Source organism: Bacteroides sp. FSHCM14E1 (assembly GCF_019633785.1).
In the GTDB taxonomy this organism is placed as follows: domain Bacteria; phylum Bacteroidota; class Bacteroidia; order Bacteroidales; family Bacteroidaceae; genus Bacteroides; species Bacteroides hominis.
In genome coordinates this window covers 374,676-392,722 of record NZ_JADKYL010000002.1, presented here as the reverse complement: position 1 = coordinate 392,722, position 18,047 = coordinate 374,676, and the positions used below count along the sequence as shown (strand labels likewise).

The 18,047-nt window shown below is 40.1% G+C and carries 12 protein-coding genes; 4 read left to right on the top strand and 8 right to left on the bottom strand.

What is annotated here, in order from left to right:
• The 4 genes from recA to ISX59_RS04635 all read right to left on the bottom strand — a co-directional run bounded on the left by recA (position 1) and on the right by ISX59_RS04635 (position 4,125).
• Complete coding sequence (gene recA / locus ISX59_RS04650; protein ID WP_005775938.1) at positions 1-1,044, bottom strand: recombinase RecA; 1,044 nt, start codon at positions 1,042-1,044, stop codon at positions 1-3.
• A gap of 10 nt (positions 1,045-1,054) precedes the next feature.
• Entirely contained in the window at positions 1,055-1,501 is a 447-nt protein-coding gene (bcp, locus tag ISX59_RS04645) for a thioredoxin-dependent thiol peroxidase (RefSeq protein ID WP_005775939.1), read from the bottom strand.
• A gap of 85 nt (positions 1,502-1,586) precedes the next feature.
• Entirely contained in the window at positions 1,587-2,780 is a 1,194-nt protein-coding gene (locus ISX59_RS04640) for a saccharopine dehydrogenase family protein (protein ID WP_005818807.1), read from the bottom strand.
• A 94-nt stretch (positions 2,781-2,874) separates the two neighbouring features.
• On the bottom strand, positions 2,875-4,125 hold the full coding sequence (locus ISX59_RS04635; protein ID WP_032540873.1) for a hypothetical protein: 1,251 nt from the start codon (positions 4,123-4,125) through the stop codon (positions 2,875-2,877).
• Positions 4,126-4,249: 124 nt separating this feature from the next.
• Here ISX59_RS04635 and ISX59_RS04630 point away from each other — a divergent pair, with 124 nt between their 5' ends.
• The gene (locus ISX59_RS04630; protein WP_005809815.1) at positions 4,250-5,041 is read left to right on the top strand and encodes an META domain-containing protein; all 792 of its coding nucleotides are present in this window, start codon (positions 4,250-4,252) and stop codon (positions 5,039-5,041) included.
• Between the two features lie 95 nt (positions 5,042-5,136).
• Here ISX59_RS04630 and ISX59_RS04625 read toward each other — a convergent pair whose 3' ends face one another.
• Positions 5,137-6,138: an iron ABC transporter permease gene (locus ISX59_RS04625; RefSeq protein WP_005809813.1), complete on the bottom strand. Its 1,002-nt coding sequence runs from the start codon at positions 6,136-6,138 to the stop codon at positions 5,137-5,139.
• Positions 6,135-7,274, bottom strand: a complete 1,140-nt coding sequence (locus ISX59_RS04620) for an ABC transporter substrate-binding protein (RefSeq protein ID WP_032540898.1) — start codon at positions 7,272-7,274, stop codon at positions 6,135-6,137. The genes ISX59_RS04625 and ISX59_RS04620 overlap by 4 nt, the downstream gene beginning before the upstream one ends.
• A 533-nt stretch (positions 7,275-7,807) precedes the next feature.
• Between ISX59_RS04620 and ISX59_RS04615 the strand changes: the two genes are divergently transcribed.
• The 3 genes from ISX59_RS04615 (at position 7,808) to dnaK (ending at position 12,708) form a co-directional block, all read left to right on the top strand.
• Complete coding sequence (locus ISX59_RS04615) at positions 7,808-9,970, top strand: SLBB domain-containing protein (RefSeq protein ID WP_186993138.1); 2,163 nt, start codon at positions 7,808-7,810, stop codon at positions 9,968-9,970.
• Between the two features lie 7 nt (positions 9,971-9,977).
• A complete protein-coding gene (locus tag ISX59_RS04610; RefSeq protein WP_032540871.1) occupies positions 9,978-10,502 on the top strand; it encodes a UpxY family transcription antiterminator in 525 nt (174 codons plus the stop codon).
• A 286-nt stretch (positions 10,503-10,788) separates the two neighbouring features.
• On the top strand, positions 10,789-12,708 hold the full coding sequence (gene dnaK / locus ISX59_RS04605; protein WP_032540870.1) for a molecular chaperone DnaK: 1,920 nt from the start codon (positions 10,789-10,791) through the stop codon (positions 12,706-12,708).
• A 399-nt stretch (positions 12,709-13,107) separates the two neighbouring features.
• Here dnaK and ISX59_RS04600 read toward each other — a convergent pair whose 3' ends face one another.
• Both ISX59_RS04600 and ISX59_RS21145 read right to left on the bottom strand, forming a co-directional pair.
• Complete coding sequence (locus tag ISX59_RS04600; RefSeq protein WP_220575703.1) at positions 13,108-16,398, bottom strand: DUF499 domain-containing protein; 3,291 nt, start codon at positions 16,396-16,398, stop codon at positions 13,108-13,110.
• A 16-nt stretch (positions 16,399-16,414) separates the two neighbouring features.
• Entirely contained in the window at positions 16,415-18,025 is a 1,611-nt protein-coding gene (locus ISX59_RS21145; protein WP_255580124.1) for a hypothetical protein, read from the bottom strand.
• Positions 18,026-18,047: the final 22 nt, after the last annotated feature.

Genomic DNA, 18,047 nt, shown 5'->3' with positions numbered 1-18,047 from the left:
TTATTTGTGTTCTCTCAGTTTTTCGAAGATTAATCCTTCCAGTTCTTCAGCGAGTTCAGGATTATCGGCAATACACTGTTTAGCTGCATCGCGACCTTGTCCCAGCTTCGTGTCGTTATAGCTATACCATGAACCACTTTTCTTGATGATTCCTAAATCGGCTCCCAGATCAATAATCTCTCCAGAATGTGATATACCTTCGCCAAACATGATATCGAATTCTGCTTTACGGAAAGGAGGGGCTACTTTGTTCTTCACAACCTTGACCTTTGTTTGTTTACCAATCACTTCTTCACCGTCTTTTATTTGTTGTGAACCGCGGATATCCAAACGTACCGAAGCATAGAATTTCAATGCATTGCCACCGGTTGTTGTTTCGGGATTACCGAACATTACACCGATTTTCTCACGCAATTGGTTGATGAAAACACAAGTCGTACGGGTTTTACTCACTGCTGATGTCAACTTGCGTAATGCCTGAGACATTAATCGAGCCTGCAAACCTACTTTATTGTCGCCCATGTCTCCTTCTATTTCTGCTTTCGGAGTCAAGGCGGCTACGGAGTCCACTACGATGATGTCGATGGCTGAAGAGCGGATCAATTGCTCTGCAATTTCCAGTGCCTGTTCTCCGTTATCCGGTTGAGAGATAAACAGATTATCTACATCCACTCCCAGCTTGGCCGCATAAAAACGGTCAAAGGCATGTTCAGCATCAATGAAAGCGGCAATTCCACCGGCTTTTTGTGCTTCTGCAATGGCGTGGATCGCCAGTGTGGTTTTACCGGATGATTCCGGACCATAAATTTCAATTATTCTTCCGCGGGGATAACCGCCTACGCCTAATGCTGCATTCAGTGCAATCGAACCTGTAGGAATTACTTCTACTTGTTCTACCACTTCTTCACCCATTTTCATGATAGAACCTTTACCGAAGCTTTTCTCTATCTTGTCCATGGCAGCCTGTAAGGCTTTTAATTTTTCGCTTGATGCCATTTTATTATTATCTGTTTCAAAATTTAACTCGTCTTCTTTCTTTGCCATAATGATCGATTTATAAAATTTGTGAAGCGTGTTCTTTGGTCTTTACCTCTTTCGGACCAATGATTCGTTCAACGACTCCTTCTTCATTGATCAGGAAAGTAGTGCGTAAAGTACCCATATAGGCACGGCCATATAGCTTTTTCTCTCCCCATACTCCAAATTGCTCTACTAATTTTTTATCAGTATCGGCAATCAAGGTAAATGGCAGATTATTCTTTTCAATAAATTTTTGATGTGACTTTTCATTGTCTACACTAACACCGATCACTTCGTATCCGGCCTTACGCAATTCTGCGTAATTATCACGCAGGCTGCAAGCCTGAGCCGTACAGCCGGAAGTGCTATCTTTGGGGTAGAAATAAAGGACGATTTTTCTTCCTTTATAGTTGCTGAGGCGTACCTCTTCTCCCTTTTCATTGATACCCAGCAATTCAGGGGCTTTATCTCCTATATTCATCTTTGATGATTTTCCCAATGTATAAATTATGTCAATCAGCTTACCACAAGGTGGCATATAGCCAATTGACATATTATTATGTTAATTACAATTCCAGGTTTCCGTCGAATTCTTCGTGCCAAGGCAGACCTTGTTTGTTCAATTGTTCCATGAACGGATCCGGATTAAACTCTTCCACATTATTCACACCCGGTCGCTTCCATTCGCCTTTGAAGAACATCATGGCACCAATCATGGCCGGGACACCTGTGGTATAGCTTACTCCCTGCATACCAGTTTCTTTGTATGCTGCTTCGTGACTACAGTTATTGTATACATAGTAGGTACGTTCTTTGCCATCTTTTAAGCCACGGATGCGGCAACCGATAGAGGTTTCCCCTTCGTAATTTTCACCCAGATCTTGAGGATTAGGTAGCACGGCCTTCAAGAATTGCAAAGGAACAATTTTTTGCCCGTTGTAATCGATTTCGTCGATGCGGGCCATACCGATGTTCTGAATCACACGTAGATGAGTCAGATATTCCTGACCGAATGTCATCCAGAAACGTGCTCGTTTGATAGTTGGAAAGTGTTTTACAAGTGATTCTAACTCTTCGTGGTATAACAAGTATGAATCGCGAGGACCTATATTCGGATAAGTCAAGTCTTTATGAATTTCCAAGGGTTCGGTGGTTACCCATTGTCCGTTTTCATAATAACGTCCGTTTTGGGTGATTTCACGGATATTGATTTCCGGATTGAAGTTTGTAGCAAAAGCCTTGTGATGATTTCCGGCATTACAATCTACTATATCCAGGTATTGAATTTCATCGAAATAATGTTTGGCAGCATATGCCGTATAAATGCCACTTACCCCTGGGTCGAATCCACAACCTAAGATAGCAGTCAGACCTGCCTCTTTGAAACGTTCGTGATAAGCCCATTGCCAGCTATATTCAAAGTGAGCTTCGTCTTTAGGCTCATAATTAGCGGTATCCAGGTAGTTTACACCTGCTTTCAGGCAGGCTTCCATGATAGTCAGATCTTGATAAGGCAAAGCAACGTTAATAACCATTTCCGGTTTGAAGTCGTTGAATAGTGCTACCAGTTCGTCTACATTATCAGCATCCACTTGGGCTGTTTTTATGCTGGGGTTGCCGATGGCTTTCACAATGTCGTCACATTTTGACTTCGTGCGGCTGGCGATCATGATATCAGTAAATACATCGGCATTTTGTGCCACTTTGTGTGCTACAACGGTACCTACACCGCCTGCACCGATAATAAGAACTCTACCCATTTCTTTAATTAAGAATTTTAAATTAAGAATTTAAGAATTGTTGATGGAACAAATATACGGCATTATTTCAGAATATTCGCCGATTTAAGTTTCTTTATTTGGCGCGAAGCAAGATACCATTTTCAAACTCCAGTATTTTTCCTCTGTATAACCATGTCTCAAAACGAGAGTCGGTCCGGGCTCTGATTTCGATAGGTTCGCCGATTGCCAACTTACACTCTTCGGTTGTCATACCCGGTTTTACCTCTCCTTTAGCAAGCATTAACCAGTTGGCTTCGCTAATGTTCGGATATTTTTTTCGTATGTTGGCAAATTCAAAAAGATTTTCGATGAAATCTTCATTTCTAAGGATAGGGTCATATCTCAAATCTACTTTTATTCGGTATGTTGTTCCCAAAACATCTGCCAGTAGGAGTGTAACTGACGTTCCTGTTTTTTCAGGTTGCACATCTTTGATTTGTAGGGGAGTATAACGCAGTAAATCTGCTTGTTTTGTTCGTATTGTTTTTAAGGGATAAACGGCTTGTCCGATATATTTAGATTGAATGGACTCTTTGGCTTTAATGTCCGGATTGGTAAAAGAAAATGCATTGGGGAAGTAGCTCATCCTTTTTTCTGCTTGAAAATCTTCAGGTTCCATACAGGAATTTGTTCTGGACATGGCTACGTCAATATAATAGGTGTTCCCTTCACTGTCAGTAAAAACAATTCTCACAGGAAAAGCTTTGCTACCAATACTTATTGCTATGACTTTTACGGGTTCGCCTTTGGGAATGCTGACCTCTCTGTATCCGGAGTAACTGCTGACATCATCTACTTTTACTATGGTAGTCCGGGTATAAAGTGTTTTTCCAATCAATAATTCTTTGGCAGTATTTATATCTTGCAGGTAGACGAGCCCGTTGATACCGGCACGAGGATCTTTATCACACAGATCGTTTAGTTTGGTATCTTTCATTTCATAATAGTATTTTTTACCTTCACATTCAAAAATGAAACGTGAAGTATATATTTTACCGATATATGTTTCATGCTCTGTTTCTTCTGATCCTACATATTCTACAGTTTTATTTTTGAGTAAGTCGTTAACTACTTCTTTCCCGTTTTCGTAACAATAAAATATGGGGATGAATTCGTCACCACTATCCGGAATAAACATAAATTTTATTCCAGGTGTCCACTTACATAATTGTTTCATCGGAAAATACGTTGTTATGAAATTCGTTTCTTCATCAACCGATGGAGCCAAGGGGGAAGCGAGGGGTACGGAATAATCTTTCTGTGCAATTGCCGCCGAAGCGACTGTCAAGAGGAGGAGTAATAAGGTTCTGATACGTCTTTTCATGATTGTATATTGTTTGTTGAACTATTCGTATGTCTGTTCTGTTTATCTTAATTCGACAAATGTATCAACTTTATATTATTTTTTATCTATATTTGCGCCAATATTTAACTTAAATAGTATAACAATGAAAAAAGTATTGTTTTCAATTTGCATGGCAGGTGCAGCATTCGCAATGTCATCTTGTGGTTCAACCAAAGAGACCGCTTCTTTATCATCTTTAAATGGTGAATGGAACATTATTGAAGTGAACGGTTCAGCTATTGTTCCGGCAGAGAATCAGGAATTGCCGTTTATCGGTTTTGATACAGCAACTGGAAAAGTATATGGTAACAGCGGCTGTAATCGTATGATGGGTTCGATAGATCTAAATTCAAAACCCGGTACTATTGATATGAGTCGTTTGGGAAGTACTCGTATGGCTTGTCCTGATATGACAACGGAACAAAATGTACTGAATGCATTGGGACAGGTAAAGAGTTATAAAAAACTGGGTAAACAGAACATGGCTCTTTGTAATGCTTCCAGTCGCCCGGTAGTTGTCCTTCAGAAGAAAGTATCTACGGTGAAGTTGTCTGCACTGAACGGTGAATGGAAAATAGAGGAAGTGAATGGTGAGGCTATCCCTTCCGGTATGGAGAAGCAGCCTTTTATCAGTTTTGACATTAAAAAGAAATCTATTCATGGAAATGCCGGATGTAATCTGATTAATGGAGGATTTGAAACTGATAAAGAAAATCCTCGTTCTATTTCTTTCCCAAATGTTATTTCTACTATGATGGCTTGTCCGGACATGGAGGTAGAAAGTAAAGTGATGAAGGCTATCAATGAGGTGAAATCATTTGATGTATTGTCCGGTGGTGGAATTGGTTTGTATAACGCAGACGGAACATTGGTAATGGTATTAGTGAAAAAATAGTAGTGCCTTAGTTAAAAGATACAGAGAAGGGTGTCCCACGTGGGACACCCTTCTCTGTATCTTTTAACTAAGGTTTAGTATAATAATGGTTCTTCTTATTTTAGATATGAGTTGCGGAATATGATCCAAACGATTACTGGAGAGCCAAACAAAGCAGTTACTGCATTGATAGGTAATGTACCCTGCATTCCGGGCATTTGAGAAATTAAGTCGCAAATTAACAGCGTAATGGCACCACACAGTATGGAGCCCGGAAGAATAATACGGTGATTAGGGCTCCCAAACAATCCTCTGGCTACATGGGGCATGGTGATGCCTATGAAGGCTATAGGACCGGTAAAAGCCGTCGAAGTTCCGGCCAAAAGTGCAGTGGCCAGAATAATCCAAAGGCGTAATCTGATCACAGAGACTCCCAATCCGTTGGCATAGTTTTTTCCCAACAACAAAATATTGAGTTGCTTTTGCAAGAGCAATGCAGTCAGAATTCCACAGGCAATGACAGGGGCCATCACACTCATCTGTTCCCAGCCCACTGAAGAGAGGCTGCCAAAGGTCCAGGTAATAAAAAGCTTGAGAGTATCCGGATTGCTCATACTTTGCAGGATACTGACGATGGCACCGGCAAAGTTGCCGAACATCATGCCTATAATTAACAGAGAGACAGTCTGAGGTATTTTGATAGAAACGATTATTACCAATAATAAAACTCCTATAGCCCCAATGATAGCAGCTGTCACTTGCCCCCATCCTGCTATAAGCCATAAAGGAAGCGAAGAAGTGCCTAAAGTGAGTAAGGCTACTCCCAGGCTGGCGCCGGAAGTTACTCCCAATACGTCAGGACCGGCCAGTGGGTTATGAAACAGAGTTTGCATCAATACTCCGGCAACAGAAAGTGATGCTCCTGCTAAAATAGCTGTTAATGCTTTGGGAAGTCGGTGATTGATGATAATTTCACGATAGATAAGATTATCACTGCCTCCGGTAAGTGTATCCCATACGTCTCGTATGGAGAGGTTGACGCTTCCAATAGCAATATCTGCCATGAAAGCAATGACTAATAATATGATTAATAATAAAAACAGCCGGTAGTTTTTCATTCACTTCTTAATTTATCCATGTAAGTTAACTCGTAGTCAGGCAATAGTGTCGGATGAACGATCTTGATCATATCACTCAATAATAGATCCGGACGAGCTACTCCACTTTCCCAATAGTCGTTTCCACCAGTAGCATTTGCCCGCTTGTTTATATGGTATACATTGCCGTCTTTATATGATTTGAATAGTTTGTATTTCGAGTCCATTCGTCCCAACTCTTCCAAAGTATTGGCTTGTACGCCTACCCATATGTCAGCTTGGTTGAAATGTATCAGAGCTTCTTCAATACTGCTGGATATACTACCGGAAGCTGTTGTGTCGTTGGCATAATAGTAATTGGCACCTGCATCGCGGAAGAGTTGTGCACTATAGCTTCTTCCTCCCGGCATAGACCAGGTTCCCCTGTAATCTTGCCCGGAAAGTATAGAAGGCGCATATGAAAATTTCTCGGCACTCTTTTTTACTTCATTGTATTGTTTTGCTATTTGCCCGAAAATGCTGTCAGCCAATGCTTCTTTGTCAAAAAGGGCTCCGACAAATTTAATCCATTCTGCACGTCCCAGAATAGATTTTTCTTGCCATTCAATATTATATAGGATCGGCAATCCCGTTTGTTTCATACGTCGGCTGTTTTCGTCTTCGGTATTGTAGGCAGAAGTCATTACGGCCTGTGGGTGTAATAAAAGTAAGTTTTCTATGTCCAGATTGAAAGCATCGCCCAAATCTTTTATTTTACCCTCCTTGACACCTTGCAGAATGGTAGGATTGTAAATATAGGCCGAGTTGCACACCCCTGTCACTTTATGCAATTCCCCCAGAAGTTCAAGAAACCCCAAATGAGTAGCTGAGTTGGTCATAATACTTTTTAGTGGGATCACTATTTTGTGACCGTTGGCAGGGACAGGCTGATCTTCGGTTTTCACAAGATAATAGATATCATAGGTCTCTCCCGGTTTCCAGGGATTATATACTGTTACTGTAGTGTATTCAGGAGAATGTGTTATTCCGAATCCTTCTGCATATGAAAGAGGGGCCGAAACACCTTCTTCGACAGTGAGTGTTGCTTTCTGCTTTTCTTTGCAAGCAGTGAGCAGAAATGATATTAGTACAAAAAGAATAAAAGAAGATCGGTTCATCATACTTTAAATATTGATTAGTCGTGGTGCAAAAATACAGGATTATTCCGGATTATAGGTCTGCCTAATAAGGAAAATGCCGTAAATACGAGCAAAGGGAAAGCCGATGAAAATGTGTTTTTAAACGTACGTTTATTTGTTCACAAAGATAAAGCTAATATTTAAATACACAAAGTGTTTAATAAAAAGACTTCATTTTAACTTTCATTGTTATTGAAATAACCTCATTCTCAAATCAATGTCTGTTCTTTTTCTTTTCATTTTATCTCTATGATTTTATAAATCTTTCCCTTTAACGAATCACTTGTTTTTAATGTGTTTTTAAACGTACGTTTAAAAACACATTTTTTTAGATATAATACGTTGATAATAAGAGTGTTTTATTGAGAATATATTAAAAGCTAACTACTATGATTTTATTAGGATTGATTCTTGGAAGTGTAATATTAGGACTGCTTGCTTGTCTGATATGGATACTTTATGATTTTCGGAGATTTAAGAAGAAAAATAATCTTATAGAATAACTTAGGAAAATGGGCAAGAAAGTATTAGTCTTTTTACTGTTTCTTTTATTTATTGGATGGGTAAGGGCTCAACAGGAAGAGCTGCAAAAAGTAGTAGGACAGAGCGAACAAACTCAGGTTTTTGGACGCAATATATTTGCAAGTCGGAACTTGTCATTTGAACCTAATCTGAATATTCCTACTCCAGAAAACTACATGTTAGGACCGGGAGATGAAGTGATAATTGATATATGGGGAACTTCGGAAAATACGGTAAGAGAGACTATCTCTCCCGAAGGAAGTATTGTGGTGGAGAACATCGGTCCTATTTACCTGAGTGGTCTGAACATGCAGGAGGCCGAGCAGCATCTACGGCGTGAATTTAGTAAAATCTATGCAGCTATCTCCGGAGAATCGGTACATATCAAGGTGACATTAGGAAAGATACGTTCCATTATGGTCAATGTCATGGGGGAGGTTGAAGTTCCCGGTACCTATCGGTTATCTGCTTTTGCATCAGTGTTTCATGCTTTGTATCGGGCTGGAGGGGTCAATCGAATTGGCAGCTTGCGTACGATTCAAGTCGTGCGGAACGGTGAAAAGGTAGCTGATGTGGATGTATATAAATATATAATGGAGGGAAAACTGGCAGATGATATCCGTTTGTCGGAAGGAGATGTGATTCTGGTCTCTCCTTATGAGAATCTGGTCGGTATTTCAGGAAAAGTGAAACGACCGATGATTTATGAGATGAAACAGGGAGAGTCTCTGGCTACCTTAATCAACTATGCAGGCGGCTTTACAGGGGATGCTTATCGGAATACGGTTCGTTTATTGCGTCGTAGCGGAAGAGAGAAGCAAATATATAATGTAGATAAAGTGGATTATGAAAACTTTATTCTGACTGATGATGATGAAGTTTCCGTAGAGGCGGTATTAGATCGTTTCTCTAATAAAGTGGAAGTTCGTGGGGCAGTATATCGTGCCGGTATGTATCAACTGGACAGTTTGACAGGAACTATAAAACAACTGATATGTCAGGCCGAAGGGCTTCGTGGGGATGCTTTTCTTAATAGAGCGTTGCTTAAGCGAGAGCGTGAGGATCTGTCACATGAAATGATTCCTGTTGATTTGAGGAAACTGATGGAGGGGAGTATTCCTGATTTACCCCTTCAAAAAAATGATGTACTTTATATATCGAGTATCCGGGAACTGGAAAAGGAAGGAACATTGGCTATCTATGGCGATGTGGCAAATCCGGGATATTTTCCTTTTGCTAAAAATATGACTATCCAGGATCTGATTTTAAAAGCCGGTGGTCTGTTGGAATCAGCTTCAACGGTTCGTATCGATGTATCGCGGCGTATTAAAGATGCTAAAAGCACCTCTTCCTCTTCTGTAATAGGGAAAAGTTTTACGGTTGAATTGGAGAATGGCCTATTGATAGGAGCAAAGAGGGTGTTTGAATTGGAACCTTATGATATGGTTTTTATACGTAGAAGCCCGGGCTATCAGAAACAGGCGAATGTGACGGTTGATGGAGAAGTAATATTCACAGGCAACTATGCGCTGACTAAAAGGAATGAACGGTTGAGTGATCTGATAGCTAAGGCCGGAGGATTGTCGAAAGATGCCTATGTAAAAGGTGCACGCCTGATGCGTAGGATGACAGCTGATGAAATCCGGCAAAAACAAGATGCAGTCCGGTTTGCTGTTAAGGGAACCGGAAAAGATTCGGTATCTTTGGCTGCTCTGGAAGTCGATCAGACTTATTCAGTAGGTATTGAACTTGAAAAAGCATTAGCAAAACCAAAGTCCGATGAAGATTTGGTGTTGCGTGAGGGAGATGTACTTTTTATTCCTAAATATGTCAGTACTGTGACCATAACCGGAGCTGTGATGTATCCCAATACGGTTCTTTATCAAAAAGGAAGTGGAATTGATTATTATATAGGTCAAGCCGGCGGCTTTGGCAACCGGGCCTTGAAGCGACGTGCCTATGTTGTATATATGAATGGCACTGTTTCCCGATTAAGACACAATACGGCAAATGCCATTGAGCCCGGGTGTGAAATAATCGTTCCCACTAAAGAAGAACGGAAAAAAGCTACTGTGTCCGGAGCAGCAGGCATGAGTAGTTCCATGGCTTCTATTGCTGCAATGGTTGCTTCTATGGTGAGTTTAACAAAATAAGAGATAGATGAATATAAATGAAAAGCCCGAAATGGCGGAGAAACAGTCATGTCATTGGTATCTTGCTTTTACAGCTTCGCGGGCAGAGCAACGTGTAAAACAAGAACTGGATCAACGAAAAGTACGGAATTATCTTCCATTGCGGAAAATTACTTATCAATGGCAGGGCCGTCCCAAGGAAACATTGTTACCACAGATAACTCGTTGCATTCTTATCTGGGCTTCAGAATCTGATGTTTTGCAGTTGTCCGGAATACAAGGATTAATTATTCCTCAAAATATATGGGAATATCGGATACCGGAATGGCAGGTGAACAGTTATCAATTATTGTTTTCTCATATAGATACTGCTGTGGAGTGGATACCTGATTGTCCGGAACCGGCTCCTATGGTTCGTGTCACCGGAGGTTCTTTAAATGGACTGGTGGGCGAACTCGATACTTCGGAAACAGAAATACGCATAATAATCCGTTTTCATACTATGGGATGTTTTCGCATAACCATACCTGGAGAGTGGATTGAAAGGTTTTAGATATTACTTTCTCTTTTTTCATCTCAACGATAATTCCTCGTCCGTTTCAGGGCGGGGAATTATTATTTTATTTCCCTGTAACTTTGACTCTTTTTCATCCTTTGGGTGACATGAAAATGTCAAAATCTGACTTTCTGTCAGAATCCTGTCACTTTCCATCTTACTCAACCTTTTGGCACAAGGTTTGTTTTTTTATAGTCGTCCGTTTGAGACAAACTCCTGAAGGGGGTGCGGGAATAACCGGACAAAAGAAACTGAAATAATAATAAATAAAAGAATAACGATCATGGGAAAAATTATTGGTATTGACTTAGGAACTACAAACTCTTGTGTTTCTGTATTTGAAGGAAACGAACCTGTAGTAATAGCAAATAGTGAGGGTAAACGTACAACTCCCTCCATTGTAGCATTTGTAGACGGTGGCGAACGTAAAGTGGGTGATCCTGCAAAACGTCAGGCTATCACGAATCCTACCCGTACAGTTTTCTCTATCAAACGTTTTATGGGTGAAAATTGGGATCAGGTGCAGAAAGAAATCGCACGTGTACCTTATAAAGTGGTGAAGGGTGATAATAATACTCCGCGTGTAGATATAGACGGACGCTTATATACTCCGCAGGAAATTTCAGCAATGATTCTGCAGAAAATGAAGAAGACAGCTGAGGATTACCTGGGACAAGAAGTAACAGAAGCAGTAATCACTGTTCCTGCATATTTCTCTGATTCACAGCGTCAGGCCACAAAAGAAGCCGGACAGATTGCCGGTCTGGAAGTGAAACGTATTGTAAACGAACCGACAGCAGCTGCGTTGGCTTATGGTCTCGACAAGGCTCACAAAGATATGAAGATTGCCGTATTCGACTTAGGTGGTGGTACATTCGATATCTCTATTCTGGAATTCGGCGGTGGCGTATTTGAAGTACTTTCTACAAACGGTGATACTCACTTGGGTGGTGATGACTTTGACCAGGTAATTATCGACTGGTTGGTTCAGGAATTTAAGAATGACGAAGGTGCTGACCTGACTCAGGATCCGATGGCTATGCAGCGTTTGAAAGAAGCAGCTGAAAAAGCTAAAATTGAGCTGTCTTCTTCTACAAGTACTGAAATCAACTTGCCGTATATCATGCCGGTAGGTGGTGTACCTAAGCACTTGGTTAAGACTCTGACTCGTGCTAAATTTGAATCTTTGGCTCACAATCTGATTCAGGCTTGTCTTGAACCTTGTAAGAAAGCAATGCAAGATGCTGGTTTGAGTAACTCAGATATTGATGAAGTAATTCTTGTAGGTGGTTCTTCACGTATTCCGGCTGTACAGAAGTTGGTTGAAGATTTCTTCGGTAAAATTCCTTCAAAGGGTGTTAATCCGGATGAGGTAGTAGCTGTAGGTGCCGCTGTTCAAGGTGCTGTACTGACTGACGAAATCAAAGGTGTGGTCTTGTTGGATGTAACTCCGTTGTCAATGGGTATCGAAACTCTGGGTGGTGTTATGACTAAATTGATTGACGCTAATACTACAATTCCTGCACGTAAGAGCGAAACATTCTCTACTGCTGCCGACAATCAGACCGAGGTCACCATCCATGTTTTGCAAGGTGAGCGTCCGATGGCTGCACAGAACAAATCAATCGGTCAGTTCAACCTGACTGGCATTGCTCCGGCACGCCGTGGTGTTCCTCAGATCGAGGTTACATTTGATATTGACGCCAACGGTATCTTGAAAGTATCTGCTAAAGATAAAGCTACAGGTAAGGAACAGGCTATCCGTATCGAGGCTTCCAGCGGTTTGAGCAAAGAAGAGATCGAAAAGATGAAAGCAGAAGCTGAGGCTAATGCAGAAGCAGATAAGAAAGAACGTGAGAAGATCGACAAGTTGAATCAGGCTGACAGTTTAATCTTCCAGACTGAAACTCAGTTGAAGGAACTGGGTGATAAGTTGCCGGCAGATAAGAAAGCCCCGATCGAAACAGCTCTTCAGAAACTGAAAGATGCTCACAAGGCTCAGGATATGGCAACTATCGATAGCGCTATGGCCGAACTGAATACTGCATTCCAGGCTGCAAGTGCTGAAATGTACGCTCAGAGTGGTGCGCAAGGTGGTGCGCAGGCTGGTCCGGATATGAACGCAGGTCAGGCTAATGCTGGACAAAATAACGGCAAACAAGACGATAACGTTCAGGATGCTGACTTTGAAGAGGTCCACTAATATCTATAAATAAATAAGTAGTATATAAAATAAAAAGCGGTAAATCATTGATTTACCGCTTTTTATTTTGTGTTTTTCCTCTGTTTATTATGTTATATTTATATATGTTTGCATTATATTTGTCACGCGCTTTAGTATGTGAAAATATGATTTTTAATTAACTTCCTCATATATATTGAATTCTAATACTCACTTTGTTGTCTTTCTAGGTAATATTGAATAGTCTATCTCTGCACGAATTGTATCTTTACTTGCGTTTTTTTACAATAAATATGATTGACTGGTAGATACTTGTCCGGTTTTATTATCCATCTCTTAATTCCAAAGAGGTACAATAATAAGTAGCAAAAATAAAGTAAGAGTCACAGATTTCATGGCTCTTACTTTATTTTATTTATTCTATTCTTCTTCCAAATTGAGGCCTAATTGCATTGCCGATTCCTTTACTACTTTGTAAATTTGTGCCGATTCATCCAATGGATTTGAACTTGTGGTTTTAGCCTTAAAAGAGATTTCTATTTCCAAACCATTATTTTTGAGAGGAACAACAAAGCTGGAGAATAAATCAGTCCAACGCTCAACCGGTACTTTTCCGGATACTTTGATGGACTTGAATTTCCGTATCTCATCAACAGGTTGGGAGTAGTCCGTATGCTCCGATTTTTCTCCTGTGGGTGAATTCCAAGCACTTGACTGTTCATCGGTAGAACTTTCTTCAGATTTTGGTTGATTATTAATAGATTTATCCACTAACCAATATTGCGGATCGGTAACATCTAAGAATGGAACAGATTCATGATGATAAATGCGATTGTAGTTTCCTTGTTCACCACAAGCTACATTAAAATCACCATTCTCGCAATACTTTTGGATACTTTGACTGACAGTTTCCACTCCACAAATCATGGGTTTGTCATCAAATCGTAAAAAGGATTCATATAAGTCGTTAACTTGTATAGGTTGCTCTATTGTAGGGTATAAGCCACTGCTGCGTAAAGTTCCGAGCCCAATTGACTTTTCAAGCAGCCATTCTTCTTCTTTTATATTGTTAAAAAGATTGCTACTTAGTTGCGTGTTAAAATCTTGTGCAAAATCTTTAATCTCGATTTTCTCTAGCCCCTCGCTTACAGAGTATTTACATACAATATTATAAGCGGAAATAAGTAAAGCATTTGCTTGCTTATCGTACTCGGCTTTACGCTCCAAAATATCTTTCTTCTGTTCTGGTTCTATCTGTCCACTATATTCAGCTTGTATTTTCGTACAAGCCAAATACTCGAGTAGCTTACTATGTAGCATACCTAAACCTATTTCAGAGCATGCCAAATATAGTATAGTATTTCTGTATATTCGACTACTATTACCTTTATTTTGGGCTATTTGCTCAACTTGCTTTTTGGTTTTGGTATTTATACTTCCGGGTTGTGTTGTATACTCAGGGCCGAGTATCACCAATGTAAGGCTTTTTTGTTCAGGAATGTCATTGGCTGGATTAACCAGTACCTTGATTTTTGATACATTACGGGTTTGTACATTTAGTCGATTAATAATTTCCCCCGAAATATCCGCTTGGTTTATTTCAGCTTTAGCCTGATTTACCAAAATATTGATATTAGGTTTGGATTGAAACCAATAACTGCGTGAGCCAACATTAGTGGAATAGAGATAATGAGCTACTTGTTCCAATTTGTTTAATGCACTATTTACTTCACTATGATTGAATGCACTAGGTTTCAAAATACATAGTTTTAGTTCTTCAATAGTCAATCCTTTGTTTTGCAAGTTGCCCAATGAAGCCATTAATATGGTAGTGGCTATACCTTGGGTTAAGTTATATTTACCGATATTGTTGTTAGGATCTTCGTTATCTATTTTATAAGCATTGCTTGAGGTACCTATAACATCGGCATGAATCACTGTTTCCCACTGACTTCCCATCAGGCTGGTTATAGTACCTGTCAATGTTGGCAGATTACTAAGGTTGACATCCGAGGTATGGATTAATGCTTGGGTACCGGTTAATGATCCCCGTCGTGTCCATAAATCCTTCACGATGGATGCTAATAATCGTAATACTCCACGAGTACGCTGGAAACGAGAATCCTGTCCCCATTTTAAACGAAACATATCAATCAATTCCGGATGGAAGGGATAAGATTTGCGCATCTTGTTAATATATTCCATGCGGTCGGCTTGATTGGGTAAATCGGAACGCCGATTATGATATGTATTCTTGTAACGGTTTAAAACAAGCTCTATCACTTGTGGATTCCCAATGTTGTCGAATAAACGACGGCGAACGACTTCAAATATTTCTTCATCTTCGACGGGTTTAATACTTGTTCCAACCCGGACAATACGGTTTTCTAAAGCAGTCAGTATCTGCTGACCGATGGCCGATGAAGCAACTTCCGTTGCGCTAGCGGGTAATGTGGCAATTAATACGCAGCGAGGTACGGAAGATACTATTTCAGTCAGTGTTTGCATAAAACCAATAGTCTGGTCAGATAGACTTCCTTTTCCTATCATGACTGCCGATGCTTTATTACAATAGTCCGCTAACTCATCAATTAGTATAAGAGCAGGAGCTGACTTTTCCAGGATAGGTCGGAATAAGTTGGCTGCCGGTGAAATTCGTTCTATGTCATTCTTTTTAATTAAGTTGTATCCTTCTAAACCTCCTAATTGATAAGCCAACTCTCCCCATAAAGTATAAATAGTGATTCCATTATCGGTGGTTCTGCCTTGTGATACATCAGTGGTGTTATTGGTAAACACTGCTACTTGCGCATTCTCAAACTGAGGAGCTACTTTACTATCTAAAATATGCTGAGTATAAGCTGAAGAGAGTAGAGATTTTCCAGTTTTTGTAATGTGGTATAAAGAGATCAACGTATGCGTTTTACCACCTCCGAATCCTGTCTGCAGGGAGATTACCCGGTTATCGGTTTCTTCACCATTCAACGCCCGAACAACCCGGTTGGCTATGTCACGCAATCCGGCTGTGATATAGGTCTTTTCAAAGAACATAGTCGGATTGCTATACACCTCTTGTCCGATGCCCATAGCCACTTCGCTAAGGTTTGCAGCAAAAACAGATTCGTCAAGTGAGCCGTTGCGGATGTCATAATGAGGGTATACATTCGTATACCAGGCCGGTAGAGGGGAGTTTTCGGAGAAAGAAACTGTAGAAGAAGCTTCTGTAGTGATAGGTGTCTCTATTTGAATAGTCGGTTCATTTCCTCTATTTTTTATTGTATCTATTTCTGTCACTAAATCAGGCATCTGAAGTAATTTAGCTACTAATTTCATAGTGCCAAAAGCTCTGTCTATCTCGTCTTCATCCAATGGCTGATAGTGGTTGCATTTATTACGTACTTCCTGTATCTCTTGCAGATAGCTGATAAGTTTATTTGCCTCCTTGCTACTTCCCAATTCATCGGTTAGCTCTTGTTTAAAGGCAATGGCAAAGCTTGAGAGATTGCTATAATCTACCAGTTGCTTACGGTCACTATTTGCGGATAGCGACTGAACAGCTTTATTCCAAGTGTTTTGTTTGTCCGGTTTAAGCCGTGCAAAGAATACGCCTTCCCAAGGCTCATCCTTAAATTTCTCCAGTAAGAAACCCACGACAAACGGACGCATAGCTTCAATAAAAATACTGAGTGCTTTGGATAAATTATCATTCATAATCATTCTGTATTTATTAAAATCCTAAATTCATTTGTGTAGCTTGACCGGTTATATCCTTCTGGCAAGACTGAATTAGTTCCTCACTATTAGCAAGTAGCTCATTTACTTGTTTAAGGTCATCTCCATCGGGGAGTAACTCTTTTAGGGAGGCCAATACACGCCAAAAACTATTGTTAGCTTCAGAACCTACCAGCTTAATAAGACGCAATAGTTTAGGACGATTTTCTTTAGACCATAGCATCATTGCTTGTTGTACTTGGTCTATCAATGGATCACTGATGCTAGTGCCTTGTATTTCGCCTGTGATTCGCTCTGTGTAGGAAGCTAAATGTTGTTTGTTTCCATCTTTAATTAGTAAATGATGATGGAATATGTTGCTAACATCTATATTCATGCCGATGCGTGTGAATTTGGCAGCGTCATCAAAATCAGTCTTTCCCATACCATTCATTTGTAACCAGCCAATGTAGAATTTGGTATATTCATCTCCTTCAAAACCTCTGAGCAAGGCATTGAAGGCTGCTGTTTTTGCAAGTTCTAAAAGTTCTGTTACATTCACTTCGCTTCCATCAGCTTTCTCTACTTTTTCATATTTGCCAAATTCACTTACTGCTTGTCCAAAGCAAGCTGTTAATAGATCGGCGCCGCGAAAACCTAACCCATAAAGTTTTTCTACCTCTTTATTAACTTTTTCTTCAATGGCTCGTTTCACTTGTTTGAAGCTGCCATAACCAGAACGTTCGGAGGGACGACAGGAAACGGTTACAGAAGATTCAAGTGCGGCACTTGCCAGTCCCAAACTTCTATTTGCCATTTCAGTATCCATAGGCCAGCTGCCTGTTATGTTCATGCGGGCACTTAGAATAGAATTACACAACGTGGTCCATGCTTCTGTTGTTTGGTGAGCAAACATTATACTGACAATATCAGACGTTTGTTGTTCTATTGCATCAAATATATCTGTGAGCTTCTTTTCAAAGTATAATTTAGCTTCTTGTTCGCTATTGTTATGATGATGTTTTAGCGCAGTACACTCCTCTGATTTAGGTGTTTGCGGTGTTGAAAAGTTTAATGGATATGTATCATTTAATGTTCGCTTTAGCCAAACGTAGAAAAAATCTGATATATCAGCATACGCAATCGCATCATAATATGGAGGGTCTGTAACCACAGCGGTTAGTTGTTTTTCTCCAAATTGGTTTCTTTCTCCACTTGATGCATTTTTTAAATTAGTACAAAAAGAAGAATTACTTTCTGATTCTATATATCGCAGTATCCATTCAAGTTGGTTTGTTGCGCTGCCAGAACTACTACAGAAAGGATTGGATTCCGGATAATCGAAAACCATGGCAATAGCTTGTCTGCTGAATGGGTGTTCTATTTTTTCACCACTATTATGCCATCTTCCCAAAGATGTGTTTACAACAGCAATTCGATCAATCCAGATTGCTAAGTAAGTGTAAAGAGCTTGAGTGTATTGTGTAGGCTCTATTTTGTTTTTTAAAAGAGAGAAGTTTTTGGTAAATGATTGGAGCATGTAAAGTTGGCGGCTAGAAAACATTTGATACCATTGATTTATTCCCCATCCACGACTGCTAATTAAGTCTGTTTGCTTAGTCATCATTTCTAAGGGTATAAACTCATTA